General features: G+C 72.9%; 15 protein-coding genes. 10 read left to right on the top strand and 5 right to left on the bottom strand.

What is annotated here, in order from left to right; all coding sequences use genetic code 11:
- The first annotated feature begins 79 nt into the window (after positions 1 to 79).
- The 5 genes from VGN18_RS02545 (at position 80) to VGN18_RS02525 (ending at position 6,461) form a co-directional block, all read left to right on the top strand.
- The gene (locus VGN18_RS02545; RefSeq protein WP_327538060.1) at positions 80 to 1,393 is read left to right on the top strand and encodes an ABC transporter substrate-binding protein; all 1,314 of its coding nucleotides are present in this window, start codon (positions 80 to 82) and stop codon (positions 1,391 to 1,393) included.
- Complete coding sequence (locus VGN18_RS02540; RefSeq protein ID WP_327538059.1) at positions 1,390 to 2,346, top strand: sugar ABC transporter permease; 957 nt, start codon at positions 1,390 to 1,392, stop codon at positions 2,344 to 2,346. Before VGN18_RS02545 ends, VGN18_RS02540 begins: the two co-directional genes overlap by 4 nt.
- Positions 2,347 to 2,371: 25 nt before the next feature.
- On the top strand, positions 2,372 to 3,289 hold the full coding sequence (locus VGN18_RS02535; protein WP_327538058.1) for a carbohydrate ABC transporter permease: 918 nt from the start codon (positions 2,372 to 2,374) through the stop codon (positions 3,287 to 3,289).
- Between the two features lie 7 nt (positions 3,290 to 3,296).
- Entirely contained in the window at positions 3,297 to 4,385 is a 1,089-nt protein-coding gene (gene galT / locus VGN18_RS02530) for a galactose-1-phosphate uridylyltransferase (RefSeq protein WP_327538057.1), read from the top strand.
- 81 nt (positions 4,386 to 4,466) lie between these two features.
- On the top strand, positions 4,467 to 6,461 hold the full coding sequence (locus VGN18_RS02525) for a beta-galactosidase (RefSeq protein ID WP_349259813.1): 1,995 nt from the start codon (positions 4,467 to 4,469) through the stop codon (positions 6,459 to 6,461).
- Here VGN18_RS02525 and VGN18_RS02520 read toward each other — a convergent pair.
- The 5 genes from VGN18_RS02520 to VGN18_RS02500 are packed head-to-tail and all read right to left on the bottom strand — an operon-like array spanning position 6,451 to position 11,329.
- Entirely contained in the window at positions 6,451 to 6,813 is a 363-nt protein-coding gene (locus VGN18_RS02520; RefSeq protein WP_327538055.1) for a DsrE family protein, read from the bottom strand. The genes VGN18_RS02525 and VGN18_RS02520 overlap by 11 nt on opposite strands.
- Entirely contained in the window at positions 6,810 to 7,214 is a 405-nt protein-coding gene (locus VGN18_RS02515) for a hypothetical protein (protein WP_327538054.1), read from the bottom strand. Before VGN18_RS02515 ends, VGN18_RS02520 begins: the two co-directional genes overlap by 4 nt.
- 30 nt (positions 7,215 to 7,244) lie before the next feature.
- Positions 7,245 to 8,825, bottom strand: a complete 1,581-nt coding sequence (locus VGN18_RS02510; protein WP_327538053.1) for an HD domain-containing phosphohydrolase — start codon at positions 8,823 to 8,825, stop codon at positions 7,245 to 7,247.
- Positions 8,826 to 8,851: 26 nt separating this feature from the next.
- Positions 8,852 to 9,721: a diacylglycerol/lipid kinase family protein gene (locus VGN18_RS02505; RefSeq protein ID WP_327538052.1), complete on the bottom strand. Its 870-nt coding sequence runs from the start codon at positions 9,719 to 9,721 to the stop codon at positions 8,852 to 8,854.
- Positions 9,722 to 9,727: 6 nt separating this feature from the next.
- A complete protein-coding gene (locus VGN18_RS02500; RefSeq protein ID WP_327538051.1) occupies positions 9,728 to 11,329 on the bottom strand; it encodes an FAD-binding oxidoreductase in 1,602 nt (533 codons plus the stop codon).
- 34 nt (positions 11,330 to 11,363) lie between these two features.
- On the opposite strand from VGN18_RS02500, the gene VGN18_RS02495 reads away from it, so the two are divergent.
- The 5 genes from VGN18_RS02495 (at position 11,364) to recD (ending at position 22,040) form a co-directional block, all read left to right on the top strand.
- A complete protein-coding gene (locus tag VGN18_RS02495; protein ID WP_327538050.1) occupies positions 11,364 to 11,969 on the top strand; it encodes a helix-turn-helix domain-containing protein in 606 nt (201 codons plus the stop codon).
- Entirely contained in the window at positions 11,966 to 13,474 is a 1,509-nt protein-coding gene (locus VGN18_RS02490; RefSeq protein WP_327538049.1) for a glycerol-3-phosphate dehydrogenase/oxidase, read from the top strand. Before VGN18_RS02495 ends, VGN18_RS02490 begins: the two co-directional genes overlap by 4 nt.
- A gap of 69 nt (positions 13,475 to 13,543) precedes the next feature.
- On the top strand, positions 13,544 to 16,843 hold the full coding sequence (gene recC / locus VGN18_RS02485; RefSeq protein WP_327538048.1) for an exodeoxyribonuclease V subunit gamma: 3,300 nt from the start codon (positions 13,544 to 13,546) through the stop codon (positions 16,841 to 16,843).
- Complete coding sequence (locus tag VGN18_RS02480) at positions 16,840 to 20,133, top strand: UvrD-helicase domain-containing protein (protein ID WP_327538047.1); 3,294 nt, start codon at positions 16,840 to 16,842, stop codon at positions 20,131 to 20,133. Before recC ends, VGN18_RS02480 begins: the two co-directional genes overlap by 4 nt.
- Positions 20,130 to 22,040: an exodeoxyribonuclease V subunit alpha gene (gene recD / locus VGN18_RS02475; RefSeq protein WP_327538046.1), complete on the top strand. Its 1,911-nt coding sequence runs from the start codon at positions 20,130 to 20,132 to the stop codon at positions 22,038 to 22,040. Before VGN18_RS02480 ends, recD begins: the two co-directional genes overlap by 4 nt.
- Positions 22,041 to 22,061: the final 21 nt, after the last annotated feature.

Below are 22,061 nucleotides of genomic sequence, written 5' to 3'. Positions count from 1 at the left end.
GGTGTTGGAACCTGGTGGATTCTGTCGCATCGCGCACGGACCCATCCCGGCCCGAGCGACCATGACGTGGAGGCGTCCGATGTCAGATCTTGATCGTTTCTCCCCGCCCACCGCCCCCAGCCGCCGCACGATGGTGAAGGGCCTGGCCGCGGGCGTCCTGGGCGCCGGCGCGCTGCCGGCCCTGCTCGCGGCCTGCACCGGCGGAAGCAGCGGCAGCAGCAGCTCGTCCAAGACGGCCACGATGGGGTCGTCGGCGTCCGACCCGGTGCCGAAGAAGGCCATCGCGGCGATGGTGAGCGCCTTCGAGGCGAAGTCGAAGGACACGATCACCGTCAACACCAAGGCGCACAACGACTTCCAGGAGCAGATCAACTCCTACCTGCAGGGCTCGCCCGACGACGCGTTCACCTGGTTCGCCGGCTACCGCATGCGGTACTACGCGAAGAAGGGCCTGGTCGCACCGCTCGACGACATCTGGGACCAGCTCGGCACCAGCAACTTCGGCCCGGGCATCGTCAAGGCCTCGACCGGCGACGACGGCAAGAAGTACTTCGTCCCGAACTACAACTACCCGTGGGCGATCTTCTACCGCAAGAGCGTGTGGCAGGCGAAGGGCTACCAGGTCCCGACGACCTTCGACGCGCTGAAGACGCTGTGCACGCAGATGAAGAAGGACGGCCTGATCCCGATCGCGTTCGGCGACAAGGACGGCTGGCCCGCGATGGGCACCTTCGACTACCTGAACATGCGGATCAACGGCTACCAGTTCCACGTCGACCTCATGGCGCACAAGGAGAGCTGGACCTCGCCGAAGGTGTCGGCGGTCTTCGACAACTGGAAGTCGATCCTGCCGTTCCACGACCCGGCGGCCCTCGGCCTGACCTGGCAGGAATCGGCCCAGAAGGTCGGCGCCAAGAAGGCCGGCATGTACCTGCTGGGCTCGTTCGTCACCCAGCAGTACACCGACAAGGCGACGCTGGACGACATCGACTTCTTCCCGTTCCCGACGATGACCGAGGCCAACGGTCAGGACGCCCTCGAGGCGCCGATCGACGGGTTCATGCTGTCCAAGAAGGGCGGCGACAACAAGGCGGCGCGGGCCCTGCTCGCCTACCTCGGCAGTCCCGAGGGACAGAACGCCTACGCCAAGATCGACACCTCGAACGTGGCGACGAACCTGAAGGGCGACTTCAGCAGCCTGTCGACGCTGCAGAAGAAGGCGCAGCAGACGATCGCGAACGCCAAGCAGATCTCGCAGTTCCTCGACCGGGACGCGCTGCCCGCCTTCGCGAACGACGTCATGATCCCGGCGCTGCAGGGGTTCTTCAAGAACGGCTCCTTCAACCAGTCCGGAGTGGAGTCCCAGGCCAAGTCGCTGTACGCGTCGCAATGACCGTCGTGCCGGCCGAGCCGGCGACGCGCGACGAGTCGCGGGCACAACCCGCGAACGGCAAGCGTCGCCGGCTGCAGCGCCTCACCCGCCGGGACAAGCTCGTGCTCACGGCCATGGTCGCCATCCCGACGCTGATCGAACTCGTCCTGATCTGGGTGCCGACGCTGCTGTCCATCGGCCTGTCGTTCACGAAATGGAACGGCCTCGCGCTGTCCGACATCCGCAGCAACGGCCTGCACAACTACAGCTACGTCGTGCACGACTACCCGCAGTTCTGGCCGGCGATCCGGCACAACATCCTGTGGCTCGTGTTCCTCGGCGTGATCGGCACCCCGCTGGGCCTGCTGATCGCGGTACTGCTCGACCAGCGCATCCGGTTCAGCCGCATCTACCAGACGATCTTCTTCGTGCCGGTCATGCTGTCGCTGGCCCTGGTCGGCATCATCTGGGAGCTCATGTACTCGCCGAGCTCGGGGCTGATCGACAACGTCATGGGCACGGCCGGCACGAGTCGCGCGATCGACTGGCTGGGTGATTCCAACATCAACATCTGGTCGGCGCTCATCGCCGCCACCTGGAAACACGTCGGCTACATCATGATCCTGTACCTGGCCGGGCTCAGGGGCATCGACCCGACGCTCAAGGAGGCGGCAGCGATCGACGGTGCGACCGAGAAGCAGACGTTCTTCCGCGTCATCTTCCCGGCGATGCGTCCGATCAACATCGTCGTGCTCGTCATCACGGTCATCGAGTCGCTGCGCGCCTTCGACATCGTGTGGGTGTTCAACCGTGGGCGCAACGGGCTGGAACTGATCAGTGCCCTGATCGTGCAGAACCTGGTCGGCGAGGGGCAGGTGATCGGCGTCGGATCGGCGCTGGCCGTGATCCTGCTCGTGGTCTCGCTCATCCCGATCGTCATCTACCTCAGCCGCGTGTTCGGCAAGGACAAATGATGTGCCCGCGAGAGAGGTCGCTGCGATGACGGACACGATCGATCGGGCGGCGGACCTGAGCCCCCTGGACCGGCGCACCGGGACCGGCCTGCGACCGAAGAAGCGCTACGGCACGCACCTGTTCCTGGTCGCGATGTCGGTGCTGTGGCTGATCCCGCTGCTGTGGACGGTCTACACGTCGCTGCGGCCGTTCGCCGACACGAACGCACACGGGTACTTCAGCTTCACCGGCAAGCTCAGCCTGCACAACTACCAGACGGCGTGGAGGCAGGGCGGTTTCGCGACGGCGTTCAGCAACTCGCTGATCATCGTGGTGCCGACCGTGCTGGTCACGCTGTTCCTCGCCTCGCTGATGGCGTTCGCGGTCTCGCGGTACAGCTGGAAGTTCAACGTCACGCTGCTCATCGTCTTCACCGCGGGGAACATGCTGCCGCCGCAAGTGCTGGCCACGCCGGTGTTCGAGATGTACCGGCTGTTCCACCTGCCGAACTCGGTCAGCGACTCGGGCAGCCTGCTCAACACCTACTGGGGCGTCATCGCGGTGGTCGTCGCGTTCCAGTTGGGGTTCTGCACCTTCGTGCTGAGCAACTACATGCGGGCGTTGCCGGGCGATCTCACCGAGGCGGCGCTGATGGACGGCGCCGGGGTGTGGACGACGTACTGGCGCATCGTCCTGCCGCTGTGCCGGCCGGCGCTGGCCGCCCTGGCGACCCTCGAGGTCATCTGGGTCTACAACGAGTACTTCTGGCCGCTGCTGCTGCTCCAGTCGCCCGACCGCCTGCCGGTGACGACGGCGATCAACAACCTCAGCGGTGAGTTCCTCGACAACTACAACCTCATCGCGGCCGGGGCGACGATCACCATCATCCCGACGCTGCTGGTGTACATCGCGCTGCAGCGCCAGTTCGTCGCCGGGCTCACCCTCGGCGGGAGCAAGGGCTGACGCGTCGATGAGCCATCGCAGCGAGATCCGGCTCGCCGACGGGCGGGAGCTCTACTACTACGACCAGGAGGCGGGCCGCGACCGCAGCGCGCCCGACGAACGGGTCGACCTGCCGCCGGCCGAGACGAGTTCGCAGATCCGGTGGAACCCGCTGCTGCGCGACTACTCGGTCGTCGCGGGGCACCGCCAGTCGCGCACGTACAAGCCGCCGGCCGACCTGTGCCCGCTCGACCCGTCCGGCGACGGCCGGCATACGGAGATCCCGGCGTCCGACTACGAGGTCGTCGTCTTCGAGAACCGCTTCCCCTCGTTCTCGCTGCAGTCGAGCGAGCTGGTGCCGACGGTCGACGTGCCGCCGTTCCGCTCCGCGCCCGGGGCCGGCCGCTGCGAGGTCGTGTGCTTCAGCAGCGCGCACGACCTGTCGTTCTCCGACCTGCCGCTGCCCCAGGTCGAGACGGTGATCGACGCGTGGGTCGACCGCACCCAGGCGCTGTCGGCGGTGGACTCGATCGAGTACGTCTACTGCTTCGAGAACCGGGGCGAGGAGATCGGGGTGACGCTGACCCACCCCCACGGTCAGATCTACGGCTACCCGTTCGTGCCGCCGCGCTTCTACCGCACGGCCGAGGCGTTCGAGCGGCACCGCGAACGGACCGGTGAGTGCCTGCAGTGCATGCTGCTCGCCGCCGAGGTGGACGACGGTTCGCGGGTCGTCATCGAGTCCGACCACTGGGTGGCCTACGTGCCGTTCGCGGCGCGCTGGCCCTACGAGGTGCGGGTCGTGCCGCGCCGCCACGTGCCCGACCTGCCCGCGCTGGACGGGCCGGAGCGCAAGGACCTCGCCGGCGTCTACGTCGGGGTGCTGCAGGCCTTCGACTCGCTGTTCGACACGCCGACGCCCTACATCGCGAACTGGCAGCAGGCGCCGGTGCGGCAGTCGCGCGAGGTGTGGCACCTGGCCGCGGAGCTGTTCACGATCCGCCGGGCCGAGGGCCGCCTGAAGTACCTGGCCGGCTCCGAGTCCGGCGCGGCCGTGTGGATCAACGACATCGCACCCGAGACGGCGGCCGAACAGTTGAGGGAGCGGCTCGAGTGAGCGACGCCTGCGGAGCGATTCATGGGCACAGAAGCCCTCCGGCAGCCGGACCGAGCGCAGCGAGGGTGGCCGATGAGTGACATGTACCGCGTGACGGACGCATTGGGCGGACGGTTCGCGTACGGCGGCGACTACAACCCGGAGCAGTGGCCCGAGGAGACCTGGGCCGAGGACGTCGCGCTGATGCAGGAGGCGGGCGTCAACCTCGTGAGCCTCGGCATCTTCTCGTGGTCGCTGCTCGAACCGGAGGAGGGACGCTACGAACTCGGCCTGCTGGAGCGGGTGATCGCGCTGCTCGACGAGGGTGGCATCAAGGTCGACCTCGCCACCGGCACCGCGTCGCCCCCGCCCTGGTTCCACACGACCTACCCGCACACGCTGCCGGTCGACCGCATCGGGGTGCGGCGCTCGTTCGGCGCCCGCCAGGCGTACTGCCCGTCGGCGCCGGAGTACCGCCGGGCAGCAGCGGCCCTCGCCGGCACGATCGCGGCCCGCTTCGCCGACCACCCTGCCGTCGTCATGTGGCACATCAACAACGAGTACGGCTGCCACAACTGGCACTGCTTCTGCGACGTGTCGGCGGCCGCCTACCGCGAGTGGCTCGAGCGGCGCTACGGCACGCTCGACGACCTCAATGCCGCCTGGGGCACTGCCTTCTGGAGCCAGCGCTACACCGCATGGGCGCAGCTCGATCCGCCCCGCGCCGTGTCGTACAACAGCTTCGCGAACCCGACCAACCAGCTCGACTTCTGGCGGTTCTCCTCCGACGAGCTCCTCGACTGCTTCCGGGCCGAGGCCACGGCGATCCGGGCCGTGGCCGGGCAGCCGCTGACGACCAACTTCATGGGCCTGTTCAAGCCGCTCGACTACCGGGCCTGGGCCCCGGAGCAGGACCTCGTCTCCAACGACCACTACCTGTTGGGCGCCGACGCCGATCCGACCGAGCATCTCGCGATCTGCGCCGACCTGATGCGTTCCCTGGCGCAGGGTGACCCTTGGCTGCTGATGGAGCACTCGACCTCGGCGGTCAACTGGCAGGCGCGCAACCTGGCGAAGACCCCCGGCCAGCTGCGGCGCAACTCCCTGCAGCACCTGTCCCGCGGGGCCGACGGCGCGCTGTTCTTCCAGTGGCGGGCCTCGCGGGCTGGTGCCGAGAAGTTCCACTCCGGGCTCGTGCCGCACGCCGGCACCGACTCGAAGGTATGGCGCGAGGTGGTCGCTTTCGGGGCCGACCTGCGGGCGATGGCCGAGGTCACCGGCTCACGGGTCGAGTCGCCCCAGGTCGCCCTGCTGTTCGACTGGACGTCGTGGTGGGCCGCCGAGCTCGACTCCCACCCGTCGGCCGACGTCGACCCGGTGGCCGAGCTGCGCCGCTGGCACGGCGCGCTGTGGCGTCGCAACATCACCGCCGACGTGGTGGGCCCGGGCGACGCGCTCGCGGGCTACCGGCTCGTGATCGTGCCGGTGCAGTACCTCGGCGTCGACGCGACCCTGGCGGCGTTGCGCGAGTTCACCGAGGCCGGCGGCACGCTGCTCGTCACCTACTTCTCGGCGATCGTCGACGAGCACGACCATGTGCGCCTCGGCGGCTACCCGGGCGGCCTGCGTGAACTGCTCGGCGTGCGCATCGAGGAGTTCTTCCCCCTGCCCGAGAACGGTCGTGTCGCCCTCACCGATCTCGGTAGCGGCCGCGTGTGGAGCGAGCTCGGTGTGAGCACCGGCGCCGAGGTGCTGGCCGCCTACGCCGACGGCCCGGTCGCCGGATCGCCGGCGATCACGCGCAACGCGGCGGGCGCCGGGGCGGCCTGGTACGTCGGCACCGCGCTGGACGACGTCGCGCCGGTGCTCGAACGGGTGCTGGCCGACGCCGCCGTCGAACCGACGGTGGAGGGCCTGTCCGGCGGCGTCGAGGCGGTGCGCCGCACCGACGGCCGCGCCGCGTGGTTGTTCCTGCTCAACCACACGGATGCGACCGTGCCGATCCCGGTGCGGGGCACCGACCTGCTGACCGGCGCACGGCCGGCCGAACTGCCGCCCGGAGGCGTCGCCGTCGTCCGCGAGGACGTCAGTAGCTGAAGGTGGTGACCGGCTCGTCGCCGATCCACTCCCACAGCTGCACGGTGCCGCCGAGGCTGGCGTTGTCGACCAGCGCGCCGGTGTCGAGGGCGCGCGCGTTGAAGCAGATCGGGCAGACGAGGAACCGGCCGCCCGCGGCGTCGTAGCGCTTCAGCAGGTCCGGCAGCGATGGGCAGCCGTCGCAGGCGGTGGCGATGGCGTAGCCGTCGGTGGCCAGGCGCACGGCCTCCTTGGTCAGGAACATCAGCGTGTCGCGTCCGCTCTCGACGGCGCCGACCGCGACGAGGAACGCGACGGTCACCTTCTCGGCGTCCTCGAGGCCGGTGACCAGGCTGATCGCCGCCCGGTTCATCGCTCCGCTCCGGTCTCGAGGTGGAAGCCGGAGCAGAGCAGGTCGAGGGTCTCGATGCGCTCGGCGCCGGTCGTGTACGCGTGCTGCTCGACGATGCGGGCCGGCCCATCGGCCGGCTCCAGGCGGAGTTGCCAGCGCAGGTAGGTCTTGGCCCCGATGCGGCCGACCGACGCGTCGACGACCTCGAAGGCGTCCGGTCCGTCGAACCAGCGGCGGAAGCGGGCGACCGTCTCGGTCGCGGTGGTGAGCTCGAACGCGCCGGGCGGGACGAGCGCGCGGAACCGCACGCCGGGGTCGAGGCAGTCGAGCAGCGCGTCGAAGTCGCGCCGGGTGAGGGCGTCGAGCAGGAGGCCGGCGACCGGCCACGAGGTGCGTTCCAGAACGGGATCGATGGTTTCCATGCCGAGCTTTCTACGGCTCGGCGCGGGCCGTCACATCGGTCGGATTGCCGATGCCGGTTCGGAGACGTCGACCAGCCCGTGCCGCAGCGCGAACATCGCCGCCGCACCCCGGGTCGAGACCCCGATCTTGGCGAAGACGTGCTCGATGTGGGTCGCGACGGTGCGTGGCGTGATGGTCAACCGGGCGGCGATCTGCTTGTTGGACAGCCCGCGCACGAGCAGGGCGAGCACCTCGGCCTCGCGCGCCGTCAAGCCGGCTACCTGGGGCCGGCGGCGGTGCACGCGATGTCCGGCGGCGGCGAGCACGGCCTGCGCCGCGTCGGCGGCGAGGGCGCCGGTGCGCACCTGTTCGAGCAGCGCCGCCTTGCGCGGTTCGGGGGCGAGCGCCGCGCGATCGGGTCGGGCCTCGGCCAGCTGCTGGTAGGCGACGGCGGCCGCCAGCAGCCGGGCCGCCGGCGGGATCGCCGCCCCGGCCAGGCCGCGCGGGTAGCCCGAACCGTCCATCCGCTCGAAGGCCATCGCGGCGACGGCACCGACGCTGCGCAGCCGGGGCTGCCGGGCCAGGATGCGCTCGGTCAGGTACGGCACCTGCCGCACCCGCTCCCACTCGGCCTCGGACAGCGCGGTGGGCTTGTTCCAGATCGAGGTCGAGACGCCGGTCGCGCCGAGGCGGTGGACCAGCCCGGCCCGACGCACCAGCGCGACGTCACCGGCGGGCAGGCCGCACGACCGCCCGGCCTCGGCGGCCAACGCCGCCACCGCCCGCGAATGGCCGAGGTACCAGGGCGACTTCAGGTCGGCGTAGTCGGCGAAGACCGCGAGCACGTCGTCCAGCTCGTCGTCGGGGATGCGCCGGCCCAGCGCGGCGTAGCCGTCGACCACCGTGCCCCAGGCGTCGATCGAGTCGAGATCGCCCAGGATCTCCTCGGCGTGCGCGACGAAGACCCGCACGAGCTCGGGGTCGAACTCGGTGCCGGCGCGGGCCGTGAGCATCTCGACCGCGGCCGCCGTCCCGGCCGTGCGGGCGAACACCTCGCTGTCGTCGGCGATCTGCACGACCCGCATCGCCGGTGCGATGGCGGTGCCGCGGAGCTCGCCCGGCACGCCCTTGCCGTCCCACCGCTCGAAGGCCTGGCCGAGGGCGCGCCGCACGTCCCCGTCGAGCCCGAGCCGGTCGGCGATGTCGCCGGTCGTCTGGCAGTGGGCGACGAAACCGTCGACGGCGTCGCGGAACCCGCCGGCGAGGAAGCGTCCGATCATCGTGATTCGGCGCAGCGGCCCGGCGTCGCCCCCGACGTGGCCGAGCATGAACCGCATCATCGGCAGCCCGACCTTGTCGAGCTGGTAGCTGTCGGCGCGGATGCCGCGGTCGTCGCCGAACCAGTGACTGAGTTCGTGGGAGTCGGAGATGCAGCCGACCCAGGCCAGCAGCGAGACGTAGAACGTGTTCGCCTGGGTGACGTCGTCGAGCTCGGCGAAGCGGGCCAGCCGGGTGGCGATCACGGTCTGGCGCAGCACGTGCTCCTGCGGGAGGCCGAGCCCGAGGTCGGTGGCGAGCGACAGCGCGGCGACCAGCTCGGCGAGACGGATCTCGGGCGGCGCCGCAGTCATGGCGCAAGGTTAGGGCGCTCGGGCCGTCAGGGGACGACGATCTCCAGCGCCGCCGCCCGGATCGTGACGCTCATCGGCAGCGGGCCGAGGTGGTCGCCGTCGGCGTAGACCGGGACGGCGCGGTCGGCGGCCACGGTGATCTGCGTGGTGCGGGTGACCGTGACGTCGTCGGAGTGCACGTGCGCGCCGGTCTTGGCCTGCGACATGAACTTGACGATCTTGTGGCGGGGGCCGTCGGCGATGGTCAGAACGTCGAGCTGCCCGTCGTGCAGCTCGGCCGACGGGACGATGTCGAGGCCGTGGCCGTAGCGGCCGGAGTTGGCGATCACGACGCCGTGCAGGCGGGCCGACGTCGACGCACCGTCGACGTCGAGGGTGAAGATCGGGGCCTTCCACCGCAGCATCGCGCTCACCGGCGCGAGGCGGTAGACGAGCAGACCGGGCAGCCAGCGGTTGTTGTTGATCGCCTCGTTGGCGACCGAGTCGAGCCCGACGTAGACATTGCCGAGCACGGTCTGGCCGGCGGCCTCGATCACGTCGATGGTGCGCGTGACGCCGGTGGCGAGCATCGCGGTGAGGCCGGCCGGGTCGGTGGGCAGCGCCAGCTTGCGGGCGAAGTCGTTGCCGCGGCCGGCCGGGACGATCGCCATCGCCGCGCCCGTCCCGGTGACACCGTTCGCTACGTCGCGGGCCAGGCCGTCGCCGCCGACGGCGATCACGGTGTCGCCCCTCGCTGCGGCGGTGGCCGCGGCCTCGACGGCGTGCGCGGCGCTGCGCGTGGTCTCGACGGTGACCCGGATGCCCTGCGCGGCAAGGGATTGCGCTATGGGCGTCCAGATCGACAGCGCGTGGCCGCCGCCGGAGATGGGGTTGACGAGCGCGGTGTAGGTGGGCATCGCCGGTCAGCCGATCAGGACGCCGGGGTTGAGGATGCCGGCCGGGTCGAGGGTCGCCTTGACCGCGTGCAGCACGCCGATCGCGAGCGGACCGACCTCGTGGGCGAAGGCCTCGCGGTGGTCCGTCCCCACGCCGTGGTGGTGCGAGATCGCCGCGCCGCACCGGCCGATCGCGGCGTTGGCCGCGGCCTTGGCGTGGGCCCATTGGGCGAGCGGGTCGTCGAGCTGCTTGGTGACGATGGTGAAGTAGAGCGAGGCGCCGGTCTCGTACACGTGACTGACGTGGCAGAGCACGAGGCTGGGCACGCCGAGCTCGGTGAGCGCCCCCTGGATCGCCTCGGTGATCGCGGCCTTCAGCGGCTCGATGTTCGACCAGAAGGTGACCGTCTCGAGCGTCTCGACCAGCGCGCCGGCGGCGAGCAGCGGATCGCGCAGGTAGGGCCCGCGGAAGCGACCGCGGCGCCACTTCTCGCCCGGCTCCTCGCCGAGGGACTCGGCGCCGCGTGCGAGCAACCGCGCGGTGACGCCGGCCCGCATCGTCGCGACGGCGTCGGTTGCACCCTCGTAGCCGGTGATGACGAGGCAGCCGCCGGAATTGCCGCTCATCGCCGCACTCGGGTCGGCCAGGTTGACCGCGGTCTCGACCTCGTCGGAAAGCCGCAACACGGTCGGCATCGGGCCGTCCTGGGCCAGCAGGCGAAGGGCGGCGGCGCCGTCGCTGAACGAGGGGAACCGCCAGCCCTCGAAGACGCGGACGGCCGGCGCCCGGTGCACCCGCGCCGTCACCGACGTGATGACGCCGAACGCGCCTTCGGAACCGAGGATCAGCTGGCGCAGATCCGGACCCGCGGCCGACATCGGGGCGGTGCCGAGGGCGAGCGTGCCGGTGGGCGTCGCAACGGTCAGCCCGACCACCATCTCGTCGAAGCGGCCGTAGCCGGCCGACGACTGCCCGGCCGAGCGGGCCGCGGCGTAGCCGCCGATCGTGGCCATCTCGTAGGACTGTGGGAAGTGCCCGAGCGTGTAGCCCTGCGCGCCGAGGAGCTCCTCGGCGCGGACACCGCGCAGGCCGGTCTGCAGCACCGCCGTGCGCGAGACGTCGTCGAGGGACACGAGCTGGTCGAGGTGGCGCAGGTCGAGCGCGACCACGGCGGCGAAACCGTCGCGCACGGGGGTGAGCCCGCCGACCACCGAGGTGCCGCCGGAGTAGGGCACGACGGCGATGCGGTGCTCGGAGCAGATCTCGAGCACCCGGACGACCTCGTCGTGCGAGCCCGGGAAGAGCACCGCGTCGGGGGCGTCGGAAGCGTCGCCGCGGCGCAGGCGGAGCAGGTCGGGGGTGGAGAAGCCGCGAGTGTGCTCGACCCGGACGTCGTGGTCGGTGCGAATGTGCTCCGCACCCAACGCCTGCTCCAACGCCGCGGCAGCGTCCGACGGCAGCGTCGTCGGCGGCACCACCGCGTCGGCGACGGCGACCGGCGCCGCCGCGGGCATCGCACCGAGCGCGGTCATCGCGCCGGCGACGGCCTCGGGCAGGGCTTCGGCCGTCGCGGTGTCGCCCCAGAGGTAGGGGTGACGTGCGGCGGACGGCAGGTCGTATTCGCTCATGAGATCTCCTTCGAGTGCTGTTACACTTTGACACGTGGTGTCACAGCGTCGCAAACCGGCCGGCGAGGCGACCGCGGCCAACGCGATCCCCGAGGACCGCATCCTCGACGCGGCCTACGAGCAGCTGCTCGCGGTCGGGATGCGGCGCCTCAACATGGCCGACGTCGCCCGCCAGGCCGGCGTCTCGCGGCCGACTCTCTACCGCCGTTGGCCCAACGTGCAAGCCCTGCTGGCCGACCTGGTCACCCGCGAATTCGCCGCAGTGGTGACGCCCGGGGGCGAACCGGACGCGTCCGGGCGGTCGCTCGTCGTCGAGACCGTCGTCGCGGCCGTCGGGCGGCTGCGCACCCACCCGCTGCTGCGCAAGATCGTCGACGTCGACCCCGAGTTCCTCGTCCCGTACCTGCTGCAACGCCGGGGCACGAGTTCCGACCGGCAGCTGGCCCTGGTCGAGGGCGGCATCCGGCTCGGGCAGGCCGACGGATCGATCCGGGCCGGTGCGCCCGGAATGCTCGCCCGCGCCGTCCTGCTCACCGCCTGGTCGTTCACCCTGACCGGGCCCGTCTTCGTCGCCCCCAACCGTTACCGCGCTCTGGACGCCGAGCTGTCCGAGCTGATCGACAGGTATCTCGCCGCATGAGCACCTCGCTGAACGCCGCCCGCCGCTCCCGCGAACTCGACGAGCTCGCCGCCGCCCCGCGGGTCGACGTCCTCGTGATCGGCGGGGGAGTGACCGGTACCGGCGTCGCGCTCGACGCCGCCGCGCGCGGGCTGAGCGTCGTCCTCGCCGAGAAGCACGACCTCGCGTTCGGGACGAGTCGCTGGAGCTCGAAGCTGGTGCACGGCGGGCTGCGCTACCTCGCCACCGGGCAGGTCGGCATCGCGCACGAGAGCGCGGTCGAGCGCGGCATCCTCATCACCGCGACCGCCCCGCACCTCGTGCACGCCTTCCCGCAGGTGGTGCCGCTGCACCCGTCGATCAGCGCGTCCAGCGCGGCGCTCACCCGGGCCGGCTTCGCCGCGGGCGACGCGCTGCGCGCGCTGACCCGCACGTCGTCGCGGACGCTGCCCCGATCGGGCCGCATCTCCGCCGCCGAGGTCGTGCGTTACGCGCCGACCGTCCGGGTCGACGGGCTGCGCGGCGGGCTCGTCGGCTGGGACGGCCAGCTGACCGACGACGCCCGGCTCGTCGTCGCGCTGGCCCGCACTGCGGCCGGTCTCGGCGCCCGCATCCTCACCCGGGTCGCGGTCTCGGACGCCACCGGCCAGGGTGCGACGCTGACCGACACGCTCACCAGGCGCGCGCTCACGCTCGATGCTCGGGTCGTCATCAACGCGACCGGCGTGTGGGCCGGCGAGATCGCACCGGACCTGTCGCTGCGACCGAGTCGCGGCACGCACCTCGTCGTCCCGCAGCGCGCCTTCGGCGGGCTGAGCTCCGGGCTGATGGTGCCGGTGCCGGGCCACTTCGGGCGCTACGTCTTCGCGCTGCCCGCGCCGGACGACCGCGTGTACGTCGGGCTCACCGACGAGGACGCCCCCGGTCCGATCCCCGACGTCCCGCTCGCCGACGACGCCGAGATCGACTTCCTGCTGGCGACGATCAACCTCGCGCTGGCCACACCACTGACCCGCGATGACGTCGTCGGCACGTACTCCGGCCTGCGGCCGCTGCTCGACACCGCCGAGGGCAGCACGGCCGACATCTCGCGCCGGCACCAGGTGATCACCGCGCCCGACGGGCTCGTCACGATCGTCGGCGGCAAGCTCACGACCTACCGCCGCATGGCGCAGGACGCGCTCGACGCCGCGCTGGCCGCTCGCGGCGTGCCGGCCGGACCGTGCCGCACCCGGCGCCTGCCGCTCGTCGGGGCCGCCGCCCCGGCTGAGCTCGACCGGGTGGCCGCGCCCCCGCGTCTCGTCCGCCGCTACGGCACCGAGGCGACGGACGTGCTCGCCGGCGACGCCGAGCTCGACGCGCCGATCTCGCCGCTCACCGAGGTGACGGCGGCCGAGCTGCGGTTCGCGGTGGCGCACGAGGGGGCGCTCGATGCGGCCGACCTGCTCGACCGGCGCACCCGGATCGGGCTCGACCCGGCGGCCCGCGCGAGCGCCGCGGCCGCGGCGGCCGACGCGCTGCGCTGAACCCGCCCCGACGGAACTGTCGGGGGTCGCTTCTACGATCAACGGCGTGAGAAGCGATGGGGTGCGGCGGTGCTGCTGATCCATCGCTCCGAGCGGGCCGACCCGCTCGTCGCCGCCCTCGGGGAGGTGCTGGCCCGGCCCACCGGTGATCCGTTCGCGCCCGAGGTCGTGGCCGTTCCGAGCCGCGGTGTCGAGCGCTGGTTGGCCCAGCAGCTCAGCCACGTGCTCGGCGCCCGCGCCGGCGACGGCGTCTGCGCCAACGTGCTGTTCCCGTCCTCGACCCAGGTGCTCGACGACGCCGCCGCCGCGGCGCACGCGGAATACGCCGCGAGCGTCGAGGCCTGGTCGGCCGAGCGCGCGGTGTGGCCGCTCGTGCAGATCATCGACGACGTCGCGCGCCGCGAGTCGTGGGCCACGGTGCTCGCGGTGCACCTCGGGCTCGACGCGTCCGGCCACGACAAGGGGCGGCGGTTCGCGGTGGCGGCGAAGCTGGCCCGGCACTTCGACTCCTACGGCCGGTCCCGGCCGGAGCTGTTGCGGGGGTGGCGCGACGGCCGCACCGACGGGCTGCCGGCCGACCTCGTCTGGCAGGCCGAGCTGTGGCGGGCGCTCCGCGCGGAACTCGGGCCCTCCCCGGCCGAGCTGCTCGACGACGCCTGCGCCGCGCTGCGGGCCGCGCCGGCGCGCGTCGATCTGCCCGACCGGTTCTCGGTCTTCGGCGCCACCCGGGTCTCGCCCGCCCGCGTCGCCGTGCTCGACGCGCTGGCCGACGGGCGCGATCTGCACCTGTGGCTGCACCACCCGTCGCCGGCGCTGTGGACCGCGGTGAAGGGCGCCGCCGCCGGCCCGGGGCGGCGGCAGGACGACGCCGGCGCGCTGCTCGTCGCGAACCCGCTGCTCGCCTCGCTGTCGCGCGACATCCGCGAGCTACAGCAGCTGCTCCCGTCCACCCCGGCCGACCAGCACCACCCGATCGCGACGCGGCCCGACACCGTGCTCGGCCGCCTGCAGGGCGATCTCGCCGACGACCGCGCGCCGGCCGCGCCGGCGCTCGTCGATGCGGGTGACCGCAGCCTGAGCGTGCACGCGTGTCACGGCCCGGCCCGGCAGGTCGAGGTCATGCGGGAGGCCGTGCTCGGCCTCCTCGCGGCCGACCCGACCCTCGAGCCGCGCGACATCCTGATCATGTGCCCCGACATCGAGGCGTTCGCCCCGCTCGTCGCGGCCGCGTTCGGGCTCGGCGACGAGGGTGGCAGCCACCCGGCCGGCCAGCTGCGCGTGCGGCTGGCCGACCGGTCGCTGCGCCAGACCAATCCCCTGCTCGGGCTGTTGAGCCAGCTGCTCGAGCTGGGCGCGTATCGCGTCACCGCCACCCAGGTGCTCGATCTCGCCGGCCTCGCCGCGGTGCGCCGCCGGTTCGGGTTCACCGACGACGACGTCGAGCAGTTGCGCGACTGGACGACGGCCGCCAACGCGCGCTGGGGGCTCGACGCCGCGCACCGCGACCCGTACGGGCTCGGCGGGGTCATGCAAGGCACCTGGCGGGTGGCCATCGACCGGCTGCTGCTCGGCGCGGCCATGGAGGAGGGCGACCGGTGGATCGGTGATGTCCTGCCGCTCGACGACGTCGACAGCGGTGACATCGATCTCGCCGGCCGCTTCGCCGAGCTCCTCGATCGGGTCGACGCCGCGGTGCGCGCCCTCGAACAGACGCGGACCGTACCCGGGTGGATGGAGCTGCTCGTCGACCTCGTGCTCGGCCTGGGCGAGCCCGAGCACGCCTGGCAGGCGGCGCAGCTCGCGAGCGAACTGGGCGACGTCGCCGAGTCGGCCGGCGGCACCGACATCCGGCTCACCCGCGCCGACGTCACGGCGCTGCTGGCCGGGCGCCTCGCCGGCCGTCCGACCCGGGCCAGCTTCCGCACGGGCACCCTCACCGTCTGCACGCTCGTCCCGATGCGTTCGGTGCCGCACCGCGTCGTGGGGCTGCTGGGCATGGACGACGGCGCGTTCCCGCGGCACGGCGTCGTCGACGGTGACGACGTGCTCGCCCGCGATCCGCGCACCGGCGAGCGCGACGTCCGCAGCGAGGACCGGCAGCTGTTCCTCGACGCCGTCTGCGCCGCGCAGGAGCAGCTGGTCATCACCTACACCGGTGCCGACCCGCGCACCGGCGTCGACGTCCCGCCCTGCGTGCCGCTGGGGGAGCTGCTCGACGCGGTCGACGCCTCGGCCCGCACGGCCACGGGTTCCGGCCGTGAGCACGTCGTCGTCCATCACCCGCTGCAGCCCTTCGATGCCCGCAACTTCACCGCCGGCGCGCTCGGCGCCGAGCGCCCGTTCTCGTTCGACCCGGGTGCCCTGGCCGGGGCCCGCGCCGCGATCGGTGAGCGGCACCCGGTGCCGGCGCTGATCGGCCGGGCGCTGCCCGGGCGTCCGGCGGAGAGCGCGGTCGATCTCGACCAGCTCGTGCGGTTCCTGCAGCATCCCGCCCGCGGCTTCCTCAAGCAGCGGCTCGACATCAGTACATGGGACGACGACGGGGATCCGTCCGATGCGCTCGCGGTCGACCTCGACAATCTCGAACTCTGGGCCGTCGGCGATCGCGTGCTGCGCAACCGGTTGGCCGGGCATTCGACCGAGACCTGCGCCGCGATCGAGCACCGGCGCGGCGAGCTGCCGCCGGGGCAGCTGGGTCGGCGCCTGCTCGCCGGCGTCGGGGCGACGGTCGACGCGTTGCTGGCCGCGTGTGAACGAGAACGCGCCATACCGCCTCGTACGTTCGATGTCTCGATCGCGCTCGACGGCGGTCGCCGGCTCGAGGGCACGGTCGGTGGCCTGCGCGGAACGACGCTGCTGGCCCTGACCTACTCGAGCTTCGGCGCGAAGCAGCGCCTCGAGGCCTGGGTCAGGTACCTCGCGCTCGTGGCCTCGAGCGGCGACATCGGCTTCCAGTCGCTCAGCATCGGCCGCGTGCGCGACGGCGCCGGGGGCAGCCGGCTTCGCGGCGTTGCCCCCGAGGACGCGCGCGGGCTGCTGGCCGAGCTCGTCGCGCTCCGCGACGCCGGGTTGCGGGCGCCGCTGCCGATGGCGATCAAGACCTCGGAGACCTACGCCGACGAGCGGTTCCGCCGCCGCGACGTCGATCGCGCCCTGCAGCGGGCGGAGTGGCGCTGGAACGACGGCAAGTTCCCGGGCGAGCGGTCCGATGCCGCGCACAAGCTGGTCCACGGCGGGGTCGTCCCGCTCGACGCGCTCACGGCGGCGGCGCCCGAGCCGGGGGAGCAGTGGCGCGACGAGACGACGCGTTTCGGCGTGCTCGCCTGCCGGCTCTGGACCCCCGTCTTCGAGACCGAGGTGCCGGCGTGAACGAGTTCGACCTGCTCGGCCCGCTGCCCGTGGGGACCACGGTGCTCGAGGCGAGCGCGGGGACGGGCAAGACCTTCACCATCGCCGGGTTGGTGACGCGGTACGTGGCCGAGGGGTACGCGCGACTCGACGAGCTGCTCGTCGTCACGTTCGGCCGGGCGGCCACCCAGGAGTTGCGCGACCGCGTGCGCGAGCGGCTGGTGCGGGCCCGCGACGGTCTGACCGATCCGGCCGCGGCGCGGGCGACGACGGACGACCCGCTGCTCGTCCGGCTCGCCACCGGCAGCGACCCCGAGGTGGCCGCGCGGCGCACCCGCCTCGTCCAGGCGCTGGGGTCGTTCGACTCGGCGACGGTTGCGACCACGCACCAGTTCTGCCAGCAGGTGCTCGTCGGCCTCGGCACGGCCGGCGACGTCGACGCCACCGCCGTGCTGGTCGAGAACCTCGACGATCTCACCGTCGAGGTCGTGCAGGACCTCTACCTGCGCATGTGGAGCCGCGAGGCCGCGGGCGTGGCGCCGATGAGCTACGCCGAGGCCGTCGAGCTCGCCCACACGGTGGTCCGCGACGGACAGGCGTTGCTCGTGCCCGAGGTGCCCGAACCCAACGGCGTCCCCGACATCCGGCGGCGGTTCGCCCTCAAGGTGCGCGACGACGTCGAGACCCGCAAACGCGAGCGCTACCTGCTGAGCTTCGACGACCTGCTCACCCGCCTGCAGGCCACGCTGGCCGACGAGCGGTCGGGCGCCCCGGCTGCCGACCGGCTGCGCTCGCGCTACCGGGTCGTGCTGGTGGACGAGTTCCAGGACACCGACCCGGTGCAGTGGGACATCCTGCGTCTCGCGTTTCACGGCCACACGACGCTGGTTCTCATCGGCGACCCGAAGCAGGCGATCTACGCCTTCCGCGGTGCCGACGTCCACGCCTACCTGGCCGCGGCCGAGCTCGCCGATCATCACGCCACGCTGGCCCGCAACTGGCGCAGCGACCCGGAGCTGCTGCAGGGTCTCGACGCGATGTTCCGCGGCGCCGCGCTGGGCGATCCGCGCATCGTCGTGCAGCCGGTGAGGGCCGGTCACCCCGGCCGCTCGCTCACCGGTGACGCGGCCCCGGTGCAGGTGCGGGTCGTGCCGGCCGCGCCGAGCATCGCCGTGGCCGAGGCCCGCGAGCTGGTCACCGCCGACGTCGTCGCCGAGATCGTCGACCTGCTCTCGTCGGGCCGCCGGCTCACGCCGCGCGGCAACGGACCGGCGCGGGCGGTGCGTCCGGCCGACATCGCGGTCGTCGTCCGCACCGGCGCGCAGCTCGACCAGGTGCACGCGGCGCTGCTGGCCGCCGGCGTGCCGTCGGTGCAGCGGACCACGTCGAGCGTGTTCCGCACCGCGGCCGGCGCCGACTGGGTGGTGCTGCTCGAGGCGCTCGAACAGCCACATCGCGGCGGTCGGGTGCGTCGCCTCGCGATCACGTCCTTCGTGGGTTGGGACGCCGCCGCCCTCGAGGAGAACGACCTCGACGAGCTCGGGCTGCGGCTGCGCGGGTGGCTGCGGGTCCTCGACGAGCGGGGGATCGCCGCGCTGCTCGAGGCGGTCAGCCGCGACGAGCGGCTGCCGTCGCGGCTGCTGGGCCAGGTCGACGGCGAGCGCCGGCTGACCGATCTGCGCCACGTGGGCGAGGCGCTGCACGCCGCGGCGATGGCCGGCCAGCTCGGGCTCACCGCGAGTCTCGAGTGGTTGCGCCGCCGGGTCGACGAGTCCGACCGCGACTCCAGCGTCGAGCGCAGCCGCCGGCTCGACTCCGACGCCGCGGCCGTGCAGGTCGTCACCGTGCACGCCAGCAAGGGGCTCGAGTTCCCGGTCGTGCTCGTCCCGTTCGGGTGGGACCGCTGGGTGCGCGACGTCGACATCCCGCTGTTCCACGACGCCGGCGGACGCCGCGTGCGCAACGTCGGCGGGCCCGGGCCGGGCTTCCTCGACGACCAGCACCGCCACGACAGCGAGGAGTTCGGCGAGGACCTCCGGCTGCTGTACGTCGCGATGACGCGCGCGCAGGCACAGGTCACCGCATGGTGGGCGCCGAGCTCCAAGAACACCAAGAACGCGCCGCTGCACCGGCTGATGTTCGCCGCCGAGCCGGGCGTCGAGGTACCCGAGATGCTGGTCGTGCCGCGTGAGAACGACGCACTGACCCGCCTGTCGGCGCGGGCCGTCGACGGCTGCCTGTCGGTCACCGCGGTCGGGGCGCGCCCGCTCGTGCGGTGGCGGGGGCCGGCGGCCTCGACCGATCGGCTGACCGTCGCGCAGCTGCTTCGCCCGGTCGACTCGACGTGGCGGCGGACGTCGTACAGCGCGCTGACGCAGGGGGCGCACGACGTGTCACCCGGCTTCGGCAGCGAGCCCGAGGTCGCGGAGAAGGACGACGAGCCCGAGACGCCGACGGCGGAGACGTCCGGTGACGCCGCCCTGCGCGAGATCGCCTCGCCGATGGCCGACCTTCCCGGCGGCACGTCGTTCGGCACGCTGGTGCACGCCGTGCTCGAGAACCTCGACCCGACGACCGCCGACCTCGAGGCCGCGGTGCGGGCGCAGGCCCACGCCCAGTCGGTCCGCTTCGGCTCGCCGGGTCCGGCGAGTGCCGACGTCGCCGACGCGTTGCTGCCGTCCTTGCGGACACCGCTCGGACCGCTCGCCGGCGATCGCGCGCTCACCGACATCGCCCGGCGCGACCGGCTCGTCGAGCTCGACTTCGAACTGCCGTTGCGCGGCGGTGACCGTCCGAACGGTGAGACGTCGCTGCGCGAGCTGGCCGGGTTGCTGCGGGCCCACCTGCCCGCCGGCGACCCGCTCGCCGGCTACGCCGATCTGCTCGAGGATCCGCTCGTCGGCGAGGCGGCGCTGCGGGGCTACCTCGGCGGCAGTATCGACGCCGTGCTGCGCCTCGACGGCCGCTACGTCGTCGTCGACTACAAGACCAACCGGCTCGGCGCCATCGGCGTGCCGCTCACCGCGTGGGACTACCGCGCCGACGCGATGGCCGAGGCGATGCTGCACGCGCACTACCCGCTGCAGGCGCTGCTCTACAGCGTGGCGCTGCACCGCTTCCTGCGCTGGCGGCAGCCCGGCTACGACCCCGAAGCCCATCTCGGTGGCGTGCTCTACCTGTTCCTGCGCGGCATGTGCGGTCCCGGTGTCGTCGCGGCCGACGGCACGATCCCCGGCGTGTTCGCGTGGCGACCGCCGGCCGCGCTCGTCGTGGCGCTGTCCGACGCGCTGGCCGTGGGGGTGGGGGCATGAACCTGCACGCCGCCCGGGCCATCGGCCTGCTCGCCGCCTTCGACGCAGCGGGCGTGCTGGCGCCGGCCGACGTCCACGTCGCGCAGCGCCTCGGCGCGCTGACCGGTGAGACGGCCGAGCCGGTGCTGCTGGCGGTAGCGCTGACCGTGCGCGGCACGCGGCAGGGGTCGGTCGTCTGCGATCTCGCCGATGCCGCCGCGACGATCACCCCCGACGCCGACGAGATGGACGAGACGGCCGCGCCCGTCGAGCTGCCGTGGCCGGACACCGCGACGTGGATCGAGGCGTGCGCGGCGAGCCCGCTCGTCACCGGCGCAGCGGGCGGGCCGCCCCTGCAGATGGTGGGCTCGCGGCTGTGGCTCGACCGCTACTGGCGCCAGGAGGTGCAGGTCGCCGACGACCTGCTGACCCGCAGCGCCACCCGCCCCGACGAGCCCGATCCCGTCGCGGTGCGGGCCGATCTCGACGCACTCTTCCCGCCCGACGGCGACCCCGACGCCGCGCCCGACCAGCGGCTGGCCGTGGCCGTGGCCGCGCTGTCGCGGGTGTCGGTGATCGCCGGGGGCCCGGGCACCGGCAAGACGACCACCGTCGCCCAGCTGATCACCGTGCTGCGTCGCCGCCTCGGCCCCGACCTGCGCATCGCGCTCGCCGCGCCCACCGGCAAGGCGGCTGCCCGCCTCGAGGAGGCCGTCCACTCGGCCGAGGGGCGGCTCACCGCGGCCGACCGCGCCGCGCTGGCCGCGATCTCGGCGTCGACGCTGCACCGGCTGCTGGGCTGGCGCCCGGGGGCGGCGAGCCGGTTCCGGCACGACCGCGACAACCACCTGCCCTTCGACGTCGTGATCGTCGACGAGAGCTCGATGGTGCCGCTGACGATGATGGCCCGGCTCGTCGAGGCCCTCGCCCCGGCGACGCGGCTGGTGCTGGTCGGCGATCCCGACCAACTCGCCTCCGTCGAGGCCGGCGCCGTGCTGGGCGATCTCGTCGACCCCGACGACGTCGGGCCCCTCACGCCCGGCTTTGCGACGCGGTTGGCCGCCGCCACCACGGTCGATTGCGGCGAGCGTGCGGCGGGCCGCGGGGCCGAGTTGCGCCAGTCGGTGGTCCTGCTGCGCAAGATCCACCGCTACGACGCCGGTGGGCCGATCGCCGATCTGGCCGAGCTGGTGCGGGCCGGTCGGGCCGAGGAGGCGCTGGAGCTGCTGCGCTCCGGGCCGGCCGGCCTGGTGTTCCTCGAGATCGCCGACGATGCGCCGATCACCGGCGCCGCGCTCGCGACCGTCGAGCAGACCGCGGTCGCCCACGAGCAGGCGGTGATCGAGGCGGCGCGTCTCGGCGATGTGGACGCCGCGCTGCGCCGGCTGGACGAGCACCGGGTGCTCTGCGCCCACCGGGCCGGGCCCCGCGGGGTGCGGCACTGGAGCGATCAGGTCGAGCGCTGGCTCGGCCCCTCGCTCGACGCCGCCCCGCGGCTCGACGGACACTACGCCGGCCAGCCGCTGCTCGTCACGTCGAACGACTACGAGCTGAACCTGTTCAACGGCGACTCCGGGGTCGTGGCGGCCGACGGCCACGGCGGGCTGGTGGCCGCGTTCCGCCGGGCCGGACGACCGCTGCGGGTGCCGCTCGTCCGCCTGGGCGAGGTGCGGCCGCTGCACGCGATGACCGTGCACCGCTCCCAGGGCAGCCAGTTCGACCTCGCGACCGTGCTGTTGCCCCTCGCCGCCTCGCCGCTGGCCACCCGCCAGACCTTCTACACCGCGATCACGCGCGCTGCTCGCGAGGTGCGCCTGATCGGTTCGGCCGAGGCTGTCGTCGAGAGCATCCGGCGCCCGATCGCCCGCGCGACCGGGTTGCGGGCCCGGCTCGACGCGCCGCTGGTGCCGATCAGCGCCGGGACCTGACCCCGATCCGGCGGATCCACC

Source organism: Jatrophihabitans sp. (assembly GCF_036000465.1).
GTDB lineage: Bacteria > Actinomycetota > Actinomycetes > Mycobacteriales > Jatrophihabitantaceae > Jatrophihabitans.
The sequence above is the reverse complement of the archived record's forward strand: the minus strand, read 5'-3'. Positions and strand labels throughout refer to the sequence as shown.

Bases quoted from the DNA above. Each gene is read 5' to 3' on its own strand.
- VGN18_RS02535 (WP_327538058.1), top strand. From the start codon at position 2,372: ATGACGGACACGATCGATCGGGCGGCGGACCTGAGCCCCCTGGACCGG.
- VGN18_RS02545 (WP_327538060.1), top strand. From the start codon at position 80: ATGTCAGATCTTGATCGTTTCTCCCCGCCCACCGCCCCCAGCCGCCGC.
- VGN18_RS02540 (WP_327538059.1), top strand. From the start codon at position 1,390: ATGACCGTCGTGCCGGCCGAGCCGGCGACGCGCGACGAGTCGCGGGCA.
- VGN18_RS02510 (WP_327538053.1), bottom strand. From the start codon at position 8,825: ATGACTGCGGCGCCGCCCGAGATCCGTCTCGCCGAGCTGGTCGCCGCG.
- VGN18_RS02490 (WP_327538049.1), top strand. From the start codon at position 11,966: ATGAGCACCTCGCTGAACGCCGCCCGCCGCTCCCGCGAACTCGACGAG.
- VGN18_RS02525 (WP_349259813.1), top strand. From the start codon at position 4,467: ATGTACCGCGTGACGGACGCATTGGGCGGACGGTTCGCGTACGGCGGC.
- galT (WP_327538057.1), top strand. From the start codon at position 3,297: ATGAGCCATCGCAGCGAGATCCGGCTCGCCGACGGGCGGGAGCTCTAC.
- VGN18_RS02520 (WP_327538055.1), bottom strand. From the start codon at position 6,813: ATGAACCGGGCGGCGATCAGCCTGGTCACCGGCCTCGAGGACGCCGAG.
- VGN18_RS02500 (WP_327538051.1), bottom strand. From the start codon at position 11,329: ATGAGCGAATACGACCTGCCGTCCGCCGCACGTCACCCCTACCTCTGG.
- recD (WP_327538046.1), top strand. From the start codon at position 20,130: ATGAACCTGCACGCCGCCCGGGCCATCGGCCTGCTCGCCGCCTTCGAC.
- VGN18_RS02515 (WP_327538054.1), bottom strand. From the start codon at position 7,214: ATGGAAACCATCGATCCCGTTCTGGAACGCACCTCGTGGCCGGTCGCC.
- VGN18_RS02505 (WP_327538052.1), bottom strand. From the start codon at position 9,721: ATGCCCACCTACACCGCGCTCGTCAACCCCATCTCCGGCGGCGGCCAC.